Annotated in this window: 16 protein-coding genes; 4 read left to right on the top strand and 12 right to left on the bottom strand. The window is 58.7% G+C overall.

Going from position 1 to position 15,885, the window contains the following annotated elements; translation table 11 throughout:
* On the bottom strand, positions 1–750 hold the full coding sequence (locus tag ACA069_RS20535; protein WP_007908338.1) for an electron transfer flavoprotein subunit beta/FixA family protein: 750 nt from the start codon (positions 748–750) through the stop codon (positions 1–3).
* A gap of 551 nt (positions 751–1,301) precedes the next feature.
* Here ACA069_RS20535 and ACA069_RS20540 point away from each other — a divergent pair.
* Positions 1,302–2,966 (top strand): electron transfer flavoprotein-ubiquinone oxidoreductase, encoded by a 1,665-nt coding sequence (locus tag ACA069_RS20540; protein ID WP_497615110.1) that lies wholly within the window; start codon positions 1,302–1,304, stop codon positions 2,964–2,966.
* 182 nt (positions 2,967–3,148) lie between these two features.
* Here ACA069_RS20540 and ACA069_RS20545 read toward each other — a convergent pair whose 3' ends face one another.
* Positions 3,149–4,039: an AraC family transcriptional regulator gene (locus ACA069_RS20545; RefSeq protein WP_401270812.1), complete on the bottom strand. Its 891-nt coding sequence runs from the start codon at positions 4,037–4,039 to the stop codon at positions 3,149–3,151.
* Between the two features lie 190 nt (positions 4,040–4,229).
* Here ACA069_RS20545 and ACA069_RS20550 point away from each other — a divergent pair, with 190 nt between their 5' ends.
* On the top strand, positions 4,230–5,282 hold the full coding sequence (locus tag ACA069_RS20550; protein ID WP_305439102.1) for an NAD(P)-dependent alcohol dehydrogenase: 1,053 nt from the start codon (positions 4,230–4,232) through the stop codon (positions 5,280–5,282).
* Positions 5,283–5,286: 4 nt separating this feature from the next.
* Here ACA069_RS20550 and ACA069_RS20555 read toward each other — a convergent pair whose 3' ends face one another.
* The 10 genes from ACA069_RS20555 to ACA069_RS20600 form a co-directional block, all read right to left on the bottom strand.
* On the bottom strand, positions 5,287–6,090 hold the full coding sequence (locus tag ACA069_RS20555) for an IclR family transcriptional regulator (protein ID WP_187677764.1): 804 nt from the start codon (positions 6,088–6,090) through the stop codon (positions 5,287–5,289).
* A 60-nt stretch (positions 6,091–6,150) separates the two neighbouring features.
* Complete coding sequence (locus ACA069_RS20560) at positions 6,151–7,461, bottom strand: MFS transporter (protein ID WP_187677765.1); 1,311 nt, start codon at positions 7,459–7,461, stop codon at positions 6,151–6,153.
* A 172-nt stretch (positions 7,462–7,633) separates the two neighbouring features.
* Positions 7,634–8,782 carry a galactonate dehydratase gene (gene dgoD, locus ACA069_RS20565; RefSeq protein WP_008085519.1) on the bottom strand — a complete coding sequence of 383 codons (1,149 nt, stop codon included), beginning with the start codon at positions 8,780–8,782 and terminating at the stop codon, positions 7,634–7,636.
* Between the two features lie 61 nt (positions 8,783–8,843).
* On the bottom strand, positions 8,844–9,464 hold the full coding sequence (locus ACA069_RS20570; protein ID WP_187677766.1) for a 2-dehydro-3-deoxy-6-phosphogalactonate aldolase: 621 nt from the start codon (positions 9,462–9,464) through the stop codon (positions 8,844–8,846).
* A 19-nt stretch (positions 9,465–9,483) separates the two neighbouring features.
* Entirely contained in the window at positions 9,484–10,473 is a 990-nt protein-coding gene (locus ACA069_RS20575; RefSeq protein ID WP_497615111.1) for a 2-dehydro-3-deoxygalactonokinase, read from the bottom strand.
* A gap of 251 nt (positions 10,474–10,724) precedes the next feature.
* Positions 10,725–11,282, bottom strand: coding sequence for a hypothetical protein (locus tag ACA069_RS20580; protein WP_401270820.1), 558 nt, complete (start codon positions 11,280–11,282; stop codon positions 10,725–10,727).
* Positions 11,279–12,007 (bottom strand): alpha/beta hydrolase, encoded by a 729-nt coding sequence (locus ACA069_RS20585; protein WP_401270822.1) that lies wholly within the window; start codon positions 12,005–12,007, stop codon positions 11,279–11,281. Before ACA069_RS20585 ends, ACA069_RS20580 begins: the two co-directional genes overlap by 4 nt.
* Positions 12,008–12,012: 5 nt before the next feature.
* A complete protein-coding gene (locus ACA069_RS20590; protein WP_497615112.1) occupies positions 12,013–12,507 on the bottom strand; it encodes a PAAR domain-containing protein in 495 nt (164 codons plus the stop codon).
* Positions 12,504–13,166, bottom strand: a complete 663-nt coding sequence (locus ACA069_RS20595) for a hypothetical protein (RefSeq protein WP_489879017.1) — start codon at positions 13,164–13,166, stop codon at positions 12,504–12,506. The genes ACA069_RS20590 and ACA069_RS20595 overlap by 4 nt, the downstream gene beginning before the upstream one ends.
* A gap of 160 nt (positions 13,167–13,326) precedes the next feature.
* Entirely contained in the window at positions 13,327–13,806 is a 480-nt protein-coding gene (locus ACA069_RS20600) for a GNAT family N-acetyltransferase (protein WP_064588662.1), read from the bottom strand.
* Between the two features lie 110 nt (positions 13,807–13,916).
* Between ACA069_RS20600 and ACA069_RS20605 the strand changes: the two genes are divergently transcribed.
* Positions 13,917–14,570, top strand: coding sequence for an HD domain-containing protein (locus tag ACA069_RS20605; protein WP_401270830.1), 654 nt, complete (start codon positions 13,917–13,919; stop codon positions 14,568–14,570).
* A gap of 110 nt (positions 14,571–14,680) precedes the next feature.
* The gene (locus tag ACA069_RS20610) at positions 14,681–15,877 is read left to right on the top strand and encodes an MFS transporter (protein WP_497615113.1); all 1,197 of its coding nucleotides are present in this window, start codon (positions 14,681–14,683) and stop codon (positions 15,875–15,877) included.
* Positions 15,878–15,885: the final 8 nt, after the last annotated feature.

Consider the following 15,885-nt stretch of genomic DNA (forward strand, 5'->3'; position numbering starts at 1 on the left):
TTAGATTACCTTCGCTTCGTTTTTCAGTTTCTCGACCAGTTCAGCCACCGACTTGACCTTGATACCCGCGCTGCGTGCAGCCGGCGCTTCGACTTTCAGAGTCTTGTTGGTGGAGGCGGTGGAAACGCCCAAAGCATCCGGAGTCAGCACTTCGAGAGGCTTCTTCTTGGCTTTCATGATGTTTGGCAGGGACGCGTAGCGCGGCTCGTTCAAACGCAGGTCGGTGGTGACGATCGCTGGCAGTTTCAGCGAAACGGTCTGCGCGCCGCCGTCGATTTCGCGGGTCACGGCAACGCTGTCGCCGGAGACTTCGACTTTCGAGGCGAAAGTGCCCTGACCGTAGCCGCTCAGTGCAGCGAGCATCTGGCCGGTCTGGTTGTTGTCGCTGTCGATTGCCTGCTTGCCCAGAATCACGAGCTGAGGCTGTTCCTTGTCGACAACCGCTTTCAACAGTTTGGCAACGGCCAGGGACGTCAGATCTTCAGCGGATTCGACGAGGATGGCGCGGTCGGCACCCAGAGCCAGTGCGGTACGCAGCTGTTCCTGAGCAGTGGTCGGGCCGATGGAGACGACGACGATTTCAGTCGCAACGCCTTTCTCTTTCAGGCGTACGGCTTCTTCCACTGCGATTTCGCAGAACGGGTTCATCGACATCTTGACGTTGGCGAGGTCTACGCCGGAATTGTCCGCCTTGACGCGAACCTTGACGTTGTAATCCACAACGCGTTTGACAGCTACAAGAACCTTCATGGATTCCTCGTTACTCTCCGGTGAAAAGAAAGTCGCCTAGGCGAACCTGGCGGATGATGCTCATCGGGCTACAAGGGCACCTCTAAAAACGCCGGCTTGTGTATAGGGTGATTCCACGCTGCGAAGTGCGATGACCGTTCGTCAGTGGTGACCGACAAGTCATTGATCTTCACGGTGTGTAAACTGCGCGCCAGACCTGCGCTGCGCATCACCTTGTACTGCCTACGCCCTGTCTTTAGAGGTGCTCTTGAAACCGCCAGTCTGCCTACGGCGAGCGCAAAACCGCCCGTATCTTGACCGGAACGCCTATTCCGGTCAATACGGCAAAATGGTCACTCATAAGCCGCGCTTCTTTGATTTCTCTGGGCTGGAGCCAATTCAAACAAACGTTTGTATTGGACGCTCAGAGTGGTGTAGATATAATGCGCCCCCTAGAGAGAAAGGTGGGTTTTCCATTACTGCCCTTGACGTTAACGTAAAGGCAATACGGATGCGACACCAAACCTCCAAATTAGAAAAAAAACTGTTGAGCCTTGAGTAGGAGATAGCCTGTGGAACGCGAATACATGGAATTCGACGTGGTCATCGTCGGTGCCGGCCCCGCTGGCCTGTCCGCCGCCTGCCGTCTGAAGCAGAAGGCCGCCGAAGCCGGTAAGGAAATCAGCGTCTGCGTGGTCGAAAAAGGCTCCGAAGTCGGCGCACACATCCTTTCCGGTGCCGTGTTCGAACCACGCGCTCTGAACGAATTGTTCCCGGACTGGAAAGAACTCGGCGCCCCGCTGAACACGCCAGTCACCCGCGACGATATTTTCGTGCTGAAAAACGCCGAAAGCGCGCAGAAGATTCCTGACTTTTTTGTGCCCAAGACCATGCACAACGAAGGCAACTACATCATCTCCCTCGGCAACCTTTGCCGCTGGCTGGCCCAACAGGCTGAAAACCTGGGTGTGGAAATCTACCCGGGCTTCGCCGCTCAGGAGGCGCTGATCGACGAAAGCGGCATCGTGCGCGGGATCATCACCGGTGATCTGGGCGTTGATCGCGAAGGCAATCCGAAAGAAGGCCTGTACACCCCGGGCATGGAACTGCGTGGCAAATACACGCTGTTCGCCGAAGGCTGCCGTGGCCACATCGGCAAGCAACTGATCAAGCGCTTCAACCTCGACAGCGATGCCGACGCCCAGCACTACGGCATCGGCCTGAAAGAAATCTGGGAAATCGATCCGGCCAAACACCAGCCAGGCCTGGTGGTGCACACCGCCGGTTGGCCGCTGGACATCATGGGCACCGAGAACACCGGTGGCTCGTTCCTCTATCACTTGGAAAACAACCAGGTGGTGGTCGGTCTGATCGTCGATCTGTCCTACAGCAACACTTACCTGTCGCCGTTCGACGAGTTCCAGCGCCTCAAGCATCACCCGGTACTGGCTCAGTACCTGGAAGGCGGCAAGCGCGTCAGCTACGGCGCCCGCGCGATCTGCAAGGGCGGCCTGAACTCGTTGCCAAAAATGGTCTTCAAGGGCGGCGCGCTGATCGGTTGCGACCTCGGCACCCTGAACTTCGCCAAGATCAAAGGCAGCCACACCGCGATGAAGTCCGGCATGATCGCCGCTGAATCGGTGGCTGACGCGCTGTTCGCTGAAAAGGACGGCACTGAAGAGCTGACCACTTACGTCGACGCCTTCAAGAAGAGCTGGCTCTACGACGAACTGTTCGCCAGCCGCAACTTCGGCCCGGCCGTCCACAAGTTCGGCGCCATTGTCGGTGGCGGCTTCAACTGGCTGGATCAGAACATCTTCGGCGGCAAACTGCCGTTCACCCTGCACGACACCAAGCCGGACTACGCCTGCCTCAAGCTCGCGGCCGACTGCAAGAAGATCGACTACCCGAAACCCGACGGCAAGCTCAGCTTCGACAAACTCAGCTCGGTGTTCATCTCCGGTACCAACCACGAAGAAGAACAGCCATGCCACTTGAAGCTGACCGACCCGAGCATCCCGATCAGCAAAAACCTGCCGCTGTACGACGAACCGGCGCAGCGCTACTGCCCGGCCGGCGTATACGAAGTCATCACCAAGGAAGACGGCGAGAAACGCTTCCAGATCAACGCCCAGAACTGCGTGCACTGCAAGACCTGTGACATCAAGGACCCTTCGCAGAACATCACCTGGGTAACGCCGGAAGGCGCCGGCGGCCCGACCTATCCAAATATGTAAGCCGAACCGCTGAACATCAAGGCTCCCGAAACGGGGGCCTTTTTGTTGCCCAAAATTTTTGTCTCACCAAAAACAACTGTAGGAGTGAGCCTGCTCGCGATAGGGTAAACCAGTCGACATCATGTTATCTGGTACGCCGCTATCGCGAGCAGGCTCACTCCTACAGGGGATTGTGTAAATCCTCAGGCCGCGCGCTCCTCTCCAGGGCTACGCTCAAAGTAACGCTTATATTCACGGCTGAACTGCGAAGTACTCTGATACCCGACCCGATGCGCCACCTGCGCCACACCCAGGCCCTCCGCCACCAGCAGCGTTTGCGCCTTAAGCAAGCGCAGGCGCTTCAGATACTGCACCGGCGACAACAACGTGCTGCGCTTGAAATGTTCATGAAACGTCGAAACGCTCATGTTCGCGCAACTGGCCAGGGTCTCGACGTTCAACGGCTCGGTGTAGTGCGCGTGCAAATGACTGATCGATGCCGCGACCCGGGCAAACTGCCCCTGCTGCTCGACCAACGCCCGCAACACATCAGCCTGCGGACCGCGCAGGGCGACGAAGAGCAATTCGCGAATCCGCGCCGGCCCGAGAATCTGGCATTCCAGCGGATCGTGCAGACATTGCAGCAGCCGCTCGACGCAACCTCGCATGGCATCGTCAAGCACCACCGAGGTCATCGACTCAGGTGTCTGCGCTGGAATATGCCGCCCCGGCGCCAGCCCCATCGCCAATACCAATTCACCCAGCAAGACACGGTCGATCGCCACCGAAATCCCCAGTAACGGCGCATCCGGCAAGGCAAAGGTTTCGCATTCGAAAGGCACCGGCAGCGCCTGAATCAGATAGTGCCCGGCGCCATACTCCATGGTGCGCGGCCCGAGAAACGCCAGTTTGCTGCCCTGGGCGATGATCATCAGGCTCGGCTCATAAATGTGCGGGCCACGGGCAACGTCACAACTGGCGCGCAACACCTGCACACCCGGCAGCCCGGTCTGGGAATAACCGTCGCGCAGCGCCAGCGGTTCGATCAACGAAACCAGCGTGGCGTTGGCATCAAGGTGACGGGTCAATTGCATCGACATGTTCTTCACAAAAATCACGGAAAAAGGGATGAAAGCATCATCGCAGATCCTTTTGCCAATGCGACCGATCAAAGCCGCATGCCGGAGGATTAGGCATGAGACCCGGAGGAATCGTCATGGCCGGACAGGCGGACGGCGCCCAAAATGCGCCGCCTCACTTGTTACTGCTTTTGCGAGGTTTCACATGTATACCGCCATCGGCTATGCCGCCCAATCGGCCACCACGCCCCTCGCCCCGATGAAATTCGAACGCCGCAGCCCTCGGGCCGACGACGTGGCGATCGAGATCCTGTATTGCGGCGTCTGCCACTCCGACATTCACCAGGCGCGCAACGAATGGGGCATCGCTGTTTACCCATTGATGCCCGGCCACGAGATCGTCGGAAAAGTCACCGCCATCGGTGCGAATGTCACTAAACACAAAGTAGGCGATCTGGTCGGCGTTGGCTGCATGGTCGACTCCTGCCGCTCCTGCGAAGCCTGCCAAGCGAACCTTGAGCAATACTGCCTCGAAGGTCCGACCATGACTTACGCGACCCCGGACCGGGTCGACGGCAGCAACACCATGGGCGGCTACTCAGACAGCATCGTCGTCAGCGAGCACTTTGTTGTACGCATTCCGGAGCGTCTGGCGTTGGCCAGCGCCGCGCCGATCCTCTGCGCCGGCATCACCACTTATTCGCCGCTCAAGCACTACGGCGTGAAGGCTGGCGACAAGGTCGGGATTCTCGGCATGGGCGGCCTCGGCCATATGGGCATCAAGTTCGCCAAGGCGATGGGCGCCGAAGTGACGCTGTTCACCCGTTCGGCAAGCAAAGCTGAAGAAGGCCGTCGTCAGGGCGCCGATCATGTGATCGTGTCCACCGATGCCGAGCAGATGAAAGCTGCGGCGGGTTACTTCGACTTCCTGCTCGACACCATTCCGGTGCAGCACGACCTGAACCCGTACCTCGACACCCTGCGTTTCGACGGTGTGCACATTCTGGTCGGTCTGATCGAGCCGGTTGATCCACCGGTACACGCCGGCAAACTGGTGATGAGTCGCCGCGTGCTGGCCGGTTCGCTGATCGGTGGCGTCGCCGAAACTCAGGAAGTGCTGGATTTCTGCGCCGAGCACAACATCACCTGCGACATTGAAATGCTCGACATCCGCGAGATCAATGAGGCGTACGCCCGCATGATTGCCGGTGACGTGAAATACCGCTTCGTGATCGACATGGCGACCCTGAAAGTCTGATCCTTCAGACCTTCAATCCCAGCTCCGCCGATAGCCGGGCTGTGACCCCTTTGATCAGGGGAATCAGCTCGGCCATCTTCTCCAGCGGCATGTACGGCACAGTGCTGGCGATACTGATCGCCGCCACAATGCGCTTGCTCGCATCACGGATCGGCGCCGCCACACAACGGATCGACGGTTCGTTGTCTTCCAGATCGAACGCGTAGCCACCGACCACATACTCGGTCATCCGTTGTTCAACCTGTTCCCACGACTGCTGTGGGTGCTGCGGCCAGAACTGACTTTTCCCACCCGCCGGAAGACTGATGTCATACAGACGTTGCCAATCCTGCGGCGTGTCGTCGAGCATCAACGCCTTGCCGATCCCGGTGCGCGCCAGAGGCATGCGATGGCCAACCCGCGAACGCATCTCCGGGCCGTTGCGCCCTGGATTCTTCAACAGATACAGCACTTCGTCGCCTTCACGAATCCCTAGGTGAACCGTGTCACCGGTCAGTGCCGACAACTCATCCAGATACGGCCCGGCCAACGTCACCAGCGGCAACTCTTCGCGTGCCTGGAAACCCAGCTCGATCAGCTTCGGCCCCAACAGATAACCGATTTGCGGCACCACGCGCAGGTAGCGCTCATCCACCAGACAGCTGGCCAGACGATGGGTGGTGCTGCGCGTGGTGCCGATCAGCCGGGCGATCTCCTTGAGATCCCGCGCGCCACTGGCCACGGCCTGCACCACACCCAGTCCGCGTAGCAGCGTCTGAGTGCCGGTGGGCGCGGCGTCCTTGGTTTTTTCCGGGGCGTCTTCCTGCATATCCAGCCTTTACCGTTGAGCGAGGGAACGGGCGGCATTATGGTCGCCCGACGCTGAGCACTACAACTCGATACGTTCGACCTTGCCCACGAGCAGCACGTAGGACAAAGCGCCGATCAATGCGAGAACCGCGATATAGGTGATCGCCGGGGCAAAGGAATCACCGCTGGCGAGGAAACCGATCACGATCGGCGTGGCAATCGCCGACAGGTTACCGATGAAATTAAACACCCCACCGGTCAAGCCGAGCAGGCGTGCCGGTGCCAGTGTCGACACCAGCGACCAGGTGATCGACGCCAACCCATTACCGAAAAACGCCAGCGCCAGAAACGCAATCACCAGCGGCGTCGACTCAACGAAGTTGGCGCCAATGATCGAGGTGGAAATCAGCAGCCCGCCAATGATCGGCAACTTGCGCGCGAAACCGACGGTGTAACCACGACGGATCAAAAAGTCGGAAAAGAACCCCGAACACAACACGCCAACGAACGCTGCGAGAAACGGCAGCGACGCCAACAGGCCGGATTTGATGAAGTCCATGCCGCGATATTTCACGAGGTAGGTCGGGAACCACGTCAGGAAAAACCACAGCGTCGAGTTCAGGCAGAACTGGCCGAGGTAGATGCCCCACAACTTGCGTTTAGTGAGAACGATGCCGAGATCGGTCCAACTGAATTTGGCTTTGACCTTGGCGCTCTCGGCCTGAATATCCACCAACCCGCCGCCCTCGCGGATCAGGTCGATTTCTGCATCGTTGACACCTTTGAAATCACGCGGCTCGCGATACACCGCGTACCAGATCGCCGCCCAGACAATGCCCACCGCGCCGGTTGCAATAAATACCATGTGCCAGCCGAATTCGTGTTGCAGCCAGGCTAGCACCGGGGTGAGGAACGCCAACCCAACGAACTGCCCGGACGTATAGAAACCAATCGCCGTGGCGCGCTCGCGCTCGGGGAACCAGGTCGTGACCACGCGGCTGTTGATCGGATAGGCCGGCGCTTCCAGCGCACCGACCGCCATGCGCAACACGAACAGTGCAATGAAACTGGCAGCGAAACCAAGCATCACCGTGGCCAGCGACCACAGCAATAGCGCAACGCTATACAGAATGCGCGGCGGTACCCGATCCACCAGCCAGCCGCCGGGGATCTGCATGGCGGCGTAAGTCCAGCCGAACGCCGAGAAAATCAGGCCGACATGAATTGGATCGATGCCCAGCTCACTGGTCAGCGCCGGTGCGGCAATCGACAGGTTACTGCGGTCGAGGTAGTTGATAACCACGGTGATAAACAGCAACACCATGATGAAAAACCGCTTACGGCTAGGCGTGACTAAAGACGCCTGCCCGGTGAGGGTTTGCGGTTGCATGGGGAGTGCCTCTTTTTATGTTTATTGAGGTCAGAAGATCGCTCCCACGCTCTGCGTGGGAATGCAGCACGGGACGCTCCGCGTCCCAACAGCGGACGCAAAGCATCCAATGAGGCGTTCCCACGCAGAGCGCGGGAACGATCAGCACCGCCAGCGGTGGGTCAGGGATGACTCACCACTCGGCAAAGCTGCCATCGGCATGGCGCCAGATCGGGTTGCGCCAGCGGTGACCGACGGCCGCACGCTCGATCACGTATTCCTCGTTGATCTCGATGCCCAACCCCGGCCCGTTCGGAATCTTCACGAAGCCCTTGTCGTAATCGAACACTCGCGGATCCTTCACGTAGTCGAGCAAGTCGTTGCTCTCGTTGTAATGGATACCCAGGCTCTGCTCCTGGATAAACGCGTTGTAACAAACCGCGTCGAGTTGCAAACACGCTGCCAGCGCAATCGGCCCCAGCGGGCAATGCAGCGCCAGCGCCACGTCGTAGGCTTCGGCCATGTTGGCGATCTTGCGGGTTTCGGTGATGCCGCCGGCATGCGACGCATCCGGCTGAATGATGTCGACGTAACCTTCACTCAACACCCGTTTAAAGTCCCAGCGCGAGAACAACCGCTCACCGAGAGCAATCGGCGTGCTGGTCAACGGCGCCAGTTCTTTCAGTGCTTCGTAGTTTTCGCTAAGCACTGGCTCTTCGATAAACATCAGTTTGTACGGGTCGAGTTCCTTCATCAGCACCTTGGCCATCGGCTTGTGTACCCGGCCATGGAAGTCGACGCCAATGCCGACGTTCGGCCCGACCGCATCACGCACGGCGGCCACGTTAGCCAAGGCGAGGTCGACTTTTTCGAAAGTATCGAGGAACTGCAGCTCTTCGGTGCCGTTCATCTTCACCGCGGTAAAACCACGGCTCACCGCTTCTTTCGCCGCGCGTGCGGTGTCGGCCGGACGGTCGCCGCCGATCCACGAATACACACGGATCTTGTCGCGCACCTGACCGCCCAGCAGATCGCTGACCGAAACGCCGAGCGCCTTGCCCTTGATGTCCCACAACGCCTGGTCGATACCGGCCAGTGCGCTCATGTGAATCGCGCCGCCGCGATAGAAACCGCCGCGGTACAATACCGTCCAGATATCTTCGATGTTGCGTGGGTCTTTGCCGATCAGGTAGTCGGACAATTCTTCAACGGCAGCGGCAACCGTGTGCGCGCGACCCTCGACGACAGGCTCGCCCCAACCGGTCACGCCCTCATCGGTTTCAACCTTGAGGAAGCACCAGCGCGGCGGGACGATGAAGGTGGTGAGTTTGGTGATTTTCATCTCTGCTCTCTTTTTGTAAATGCAGCTCTTATAGATGCAGCGCACGCAGCGCCAAAAGTTCTTAGCGAAGGGCTTTCCAGGCAGCGACGTAGGCCTTGGCATTGACCGCAACCTGCTGCGGCGTCATCCCCGGTTTAAACAGGCCGGAACCGAGTCCGAAGCCTTTCACACCCGCGTCAATAAACGCCTGCATGTTGTCCGGCGTGATCCCGCCGACCGGCGCCAGCACCGTTCCAGAAGGCAACACCGCCAGCCAGGCTTTGACGACTGCCGGGCCCATCTGCTCGGCCGGGAACAGCTTGAGAATGTCCGCGCCCTCCTCCAGCGCCGCGAACGCTTCAGTCGGTGTGGCCACGCCTGGCGAGAGGAACAAACCCGCCGCTTTTGCTGCACGCAAGACCTTGGCATCGCTGTGCGGCATGACGATCACCTGGCCGCCAGCCTCTTTCACTTGCTCGACCTGCTCCGGGGTCAACACCGTGCCGGCGCCGATCAGGCAATCGGCGGGCAACGTCGTGCGCAGGATGCGGATACTTTCGTACGGCGAAGGGGAATTGAGCGGTACTTCGATGACGCGAAATCCGGCGGCATACAGGACTTCTCCGACAGCGGCAGCTTCCTGCGGATGCAGGCCGCGCAGGATCGCGATCAGACCGTTTTGTGCCAATGCTTGCTTGAGCATGTCAGGCCTCCAGTCAGGGTTAACGGGATGAGGAATCGATCAGTCCGGCGGCCAGCGCCAGTTGCCATAAGCCACGCTCGGTGGCCTGCTCGGCCAGCGTCACCTTGGCGAACCCGCAGGCATCGAGGGCACGGCTATAGCGCGCGCAGAGTTGCGCGTTGCCGATAAGGACGATCGAAGGAAGATGCACGCTGTTGCGTCGATGCCGCTGAACCGTGGCGAGTGCCGCCAGTTCATGGCCAATCATCAGGCCGGACAGGTAATCCGCTTGCGCCGTCGGGCTGAGTTCACCGGTCAGGCCCAGCGTTCGCGCACTGAATAAAGTCGAGAGCACGCCGAGCTCACCGTCCGCCGACAGCGCAACCTGCACGCCCCGGTCAAACGCCTGACCATCGAACGTCGCGCCTTGCTGTTGAGTACGGCCGAGGATGCTGTGATCACTGAGCACGGCGAACACTTCGCCGGTCATGAAGGTGTCGAAATGCGTGATGCGGCCATCGACCACTTCCACCCATTTCGAATGACTGCCCGGCAGGCCGATCAACACTTCGTTGCCCGCCTCCACCGGAAGATTCTGCAGAACACCGAGGACTTGAGTCTCTTCGCCACGCATCACATTCGGCAGTCGCGAACGCTGAATCACGCCCGGCACGATATGCACCCGCGTGCCGCGAAGACTGACAACTGTTTGTAGGGAGTTTCCGAGATTGGCGACGTTCGCCGGCGTTTCGCAGTAGGCCGCTTCACGCCAGCCCTGCGCGCTGCCGACCATGCCGCAGGCGATCACCGGCAGATCCGGCTGTGCATCGAGCCAGTCGCCACAAGCCTCGTCAAAGGCCAGTTCAAAACCGTCGGCACATTCGCGACCGTTGATGACTCGCGGGGTCTTCGGCAACTGCATGATCCCGGACGACAGCGAACGCTGCTCCAGCACCACACCGCCCGCCGCGAGTTTGTAAGCACGTAATGAGGTCGTCCCCCAATCGAGCGCGATCAATTGCGCCAGCATCGCTTCACCTGTTTTGTTTTTGGCAGTGAGTGCGACGGACTATAGACCTCTCAAACAGTAAATCTCAATATGTAATTTTACATCCCATATTTTGGGATGAAATCAGTTCATTTTGTCCACCGCTGAACGACGTCCAGATTCTTGTTAATCAGGACCCTCACCGTTTCGTGCTCGCTGGAACCCACCTCATGTGTGTGGCCTTTGTCGTCAGTTATTCCGGGCTCCTGGCGTCCGTCACCGCGGATGATGGATTACTCGGACGCGGGGGATACCGTTTCACCTTTGACTGAGTCGTCCACCAAGGCAGACAGAATGTCTGCAACAGGAATAAACATCGATTGCGTGTAGTAAGCCTTATAACCTGTGGCCGTGATGACCACCTTGCATGGAATACTTTGCTTACCTACCAATAGTTTTTCCAACTCCTCCCGACTCAAATACGTCGACGATCTTTTCTTTTCTGCCACGTTCTTGACGGCAATCCTTGCCGTGTAAGCAAATCCTGCTTGCCTCAAAGGTTCTTTGTTTTCTTCGATTAACCCCATCGCGGCTTTTGAAATCGTGTGTTCAACAGAGAAATCCGTATCCTCGCCTAACGCACAGATGAAAACCTGGTCATAGCTGTTCGCTTTCTTTTCTCGCCTGAAAAGCTCCAGCAATTCCATATCCGAATAAAAATTCACATCAAAAAAAATGTTTTCCGAACGAGATTGAATCGATTCGAATTCCAACTTCGCCGACCTTATGTCATGGGACTTTGCGCAGGACACGCACAGCAGCGACGCCACGATCAGCAGTGCAAATCTCATGCTCCTTCTCCCAAATAACCAGCGATAGAGTCCGCAGATAAGTCCAAAGCAGATTGCCCGCACTCCAACCGGGTTTCATACAGAACTCTCGCCGAATAGTGGTTGAACCTGACAATCCCCATGACATCCGGACCTGACTCGATATCCCACTTACCCCCCATCCAGGCAACGACGTCGGTCCGATCCATCTCAACAGGCTCGGCTCGAACATTGATCCATTTTTCAGCCTTGGGTGTTGGCTCCGACCAATAAATATCCGAGATCAATGCAACCATCACTCCTTCACCAACGGGGTCCAACGTAACGAGCATTTTAACGATGTAACCTTTGTCGGTCAGAATCTGAGACAAATGCGCGCCGTTCCATCCACCCAGGCTGTGACCAACGATGTACACGTGCGCGGACTTGTGAGGAAGCTTGGAAAACACAAATTCCTCAAGATCGGAATCCCCTTTGACGTCGTTGTAGCCCATGTAATGCCGTTGGAATTTATCGCCGTATTTCGGCCCCAGTCGCCCCTCCAACGCCTCCATGGCCCTTAAGGTGTAGTTACTCGGACCATCGCCATAGTAACTTTCCGAATCACCTGCCCCACCGATGAAAAACGCTACGACTTCTCTCGCAAGCGTCACAGGTTTGGCGGTCTGGTCTTCTTTGGTTGTGAGTTCGTGGCTGGCTACCAGTCTCCCGATGCATCCTTGAACGGCTCCGGCTTGGGCTCCCATCGGTGTTACTCCACGAACAGTTTGATTGTTTCTTTGAGATGCGAGCTAACAGTGTGGGTGTGCCCCGCTGCGTCGGTGACGCCTCGCTCCAGCGTTCCATCCGCCCGCTCGATGACATACGCGATATAGGAAAGCGGTTCGCCGCTGGTTTCATCAACGATCTGCATCCGATCATTAAAATGCACCGGCATCGGCAACAACCCACTAAACGCCGCGCCTCCGCCGCTCTGGCCAATAATCACAGTCCCCGAACCGCCGACCACGACATTGCCATGCCCGCCGGTGCTATCCAGTGTGGCGGCGTTCAGGCCGTTGATGAACACAGTGCCGGAGACAGCGCCAGTAATCGGACTGCCACATGCTGACTTGTCGGTCATGCGCGCAGCGGCGAGGCCGTCGAAGAAGACGTTCGGCGAGCCGGAGACGATCGGGTTGGTGCCATGGCCAGGCAGTGGGCAGGCGGTCGGGTCGGTGACGCGTGCGGCGGGTTTACCACTCAATTCAAAGCTCCTTGCTTCAGAGGTTCCGGGTGCGGCTGATGGATATCGATGTCGGTCGCGGCGAAGCGCCAGCGGTTGTCGACGGGGTCGAACAGGGCGTGGCAATGCTCACGGCTGTCTGGGGATGCAGCGGTTGGCAGATGTCGCCAGGCTTCATCGACGTACCACGCCAGCTCGGCAGGCGTGGCGTCATCGAGTTCGTTGAGCCAAGCGTTGTAATTGTGCAGGTGAATCAGGTCGTAGGTTGATTGCAGCAACTCGGCCATTTGCGCGCCGAGGTCCAGATGATGTTCGGCAGTCCACTGGCCAATCTCGGAGTAGACGTACCACCCCATCGGCATCAGCGCGCCGTCCTTGAGCAACGAATGACCGGCCGGGGCGACGAAGCCGCAGCAAATGTGCAGCGTCAGCCAGCCTTGTTGGACGTCGACAAACACTGTGGGATCAAAGCTGCGCAGGGGGATCACGCGATAAGCATCGAGCCCTTCGCTGCGCGCCATCAACTCGGCGTCGAGCCGAGACACAAACGCACGGATGGCTTTGCCGCCCGTGCGACTGACGACGCAGAGGATGTCTACCGGTTGACGCTGGGGGTTGTCGCTGGAGCCCGAGTTTTTCACCAGGCCATACAAACGCATTGACGCCCGTAATCCGCTCATCGCCGGTCACTCATTGACGCAGCGAAGGCTCCACGGGCGTGGAGAAATTTTGCCAGAGGCATTGCAGGTGTCGTCCGTGAGCGCGCAAAAATGGCGCGTAGAATGCCGGACTAGAGGGCTGGCGACAATCGAATTAGCACTAGATCGCCATCATTGTTGTTCAGCCCTCGGCGAACTCGCGCAACACCTTGCCATCCATGCGATACCTCACCCATTCTTCCTGCGGCTGGGCACCGAGGGATTTGTAGAAGTCGATGGCCGGCGTGTTCCATTCCAGGACACTCCACTCGAAGCGTCCGCAGTCGTTGTCGCAGGCGATTTTTGCCAGATGGCGCAGCAGGGTTTTGCCGGCGCCGCCGCCACGTTGCTCGGGGGTGATGTAGAGGTCTTCGAGGTACAGGCAGTTGCTGCCGAGCCAGGTGGAGTAGCTGAAGAAGAACACGGCGAAACCAATGGGCAGGCCGTCGCGCAGGCAGATCAGGCCATGGGCGGTGGCGCCTTCGCCGAACAGGCTGCGCTCGATGTCGGTAACGCTGGCGATAACTTCGTGGCGGGCTTTTTCGAAATCTGCCAGTTCGGTGATGAACGCGAGGATTTGCGGAGCATCGCTGGGGGTCGCCGGGCGGATCTCGATCGTCATGGACGGGCCTTGTTGGAAAATGGAAAGCGCCATACTAAGGCGCCATTGCTTTTGTGGCGAGAGAGCTTGCTCCCTCGCCACAGACACCCACCTCAACTGAAAGAGTGTTTATGTCTGCCAGCGCTTTTACTCCACTGATGACTCTTGCGGAAGATCTGCTACCCCACGCGCTCGAACCCTCAGACGACGGTGCTCACGACCTCGCCCACCTGCAACGGGTCTGGCACAACGTGCGTACGTTGCAGGCCGAGGAAGGCGGGGATCTTGAAGTATTGCTGGCGGCTGTGCTGTTGCACGATTGCGTCGCCGTTGAAAAGAACTCGCCGTTGCGCTCGCAAGCCTCGCGCCTGGCAGCGGAAAAAGCCTGCGCAGTGTTGGCCGACCTGAAGTGGCCCGAAGCCAAAATCAACACCGTCGCCCACGCCATCGAAGCCCACAGCTTTTCCGCCAACATCACGCCAATCACCCTCGAAGCAAAAATCGTCCAGGATGCCGACCGTCTCGATTCCCTCGGTATGCTCGGCGTCGCCCGCACCTTCTACGTGGCCGGGCGCATGGGATCGGCGTTGTACGACCCACAGGATCCGGAGGCGAGACATCGCGATTACAACGACACACGGTTCTGCCTCGATCACTTCCAGACCAAACTGCTGCACCTCGCCGACGGTTTCCAGACCGCCGCCGGCCAGCGCCTGGCGCAGATTCGTCATCAACGCCTGAAAGGCTTCATGGAGCAGTTCAAGGAAGAGATTGGTATCGCCTGAACGCATTACTCCGGCCCGCAACGATCCTGACTTCACCAAGCTCAGACCTAAGCCTGGCGCCGGGCGTGTTAGATAGATGACGCTCAATGCTCCGGTCAAGGAACGCGTCAATGTCTCAAGCCACACCCAAGGTGTCGGGCAAGCTGTTCGGCCTGTTCTGCCTCGCCAGTTACCTGCTGTCATTGTCCTACGGTTCGACGTTTCTGCTGTCGCTGTTGATCGGCTCGCGCGGCGGCAATGAACACGATGCCGGCAGCGTGATTTCTGCGGCGATGTTCAGCACGTTTGCGGCAGTGCTGGTGTCCGGGCACCTGTCGGATCTGCTTGGCGCGGCGCGTTCGATTGCGTTGTTCGGTCTACTGCTGGTGGCGGCCAGTCTGGGCTTTGCAATGACGCCCGGGTTCGGTCATCTGTTGCTGTTTTTCGGTTTGTTGCTGGGGTTGGGCTGGGGGGTGTTTTACACCTTGGGGCCGATCATTGTCGCCAGTCTGGTGACCCCGGCGCAGCGGGCGAAATATTTTGCCTTGCTGTCGGGGAGCATGATGACCGGGATCGGCAGCGGGCCGTTGCTCGGAAGGGTGGCCAATGCGCTGGGCTTGCCGGTGACGTCGGCGTTCTATCTGGCGGCACTGGCGAGCCTGATCGGCGTGTTGTTGTTCTGGCTGCTCGGTGCTCGCTTGCAAAGCCCCCAAACCATGTCCTCCGCCAGAATCACTTGGCGAGCGACCACTCAAGTACTCGGTTCCCGCGCGCTGTTTCCGATCATCATGGTCGGTCTCGGCGGTTGCGTGTTCGGTGGTCTGTCGAGCTTCCAGACCACTTATGCCGCTACCCGCTCGCTGGATTATTCGCTGTTCTTTCTCGGCTTCATGAGCGCGGCAATCAGCAGCCGGATGCTGATCGCCGGCTTCGTGGTCAAGCGTGATCCACTGCGTGCGTCGTGTCTGCTGTCGGGGCTGATGCTCGGCTCGATTGTGCTGTTTGCGTTCGGCGTACACAGCGGTTTCGCTTATCTGCTGGCGGCGGTGATGCTGGGTGTCGGTTACGGACTTACTTATTCGGTGATCAACGGACTGGCCGCCAACGAAGCACCGAATGGCACGACTTCGCAGGCGTTGCTGCTGTTCAGTCTTTCCTATTTTGTTGGCGTTTTTGGCTTTCCATTATTGGCCGGGAAAATCATCGTTGAACACGGCATGGCGACGCTGCTACTCACGGTGTTGGCGGTCGCGCTGCTGAACTGGTTGATCACCCTCGGCCGATTACTCTGGCGCCGGATCAATGTCAAAACCGCACAAGCGATGTAGACCGTTCG

The sequence above is a fragment of the Pseudomonas sp. LBUM1652 genome (assembly GCF_059716105.1).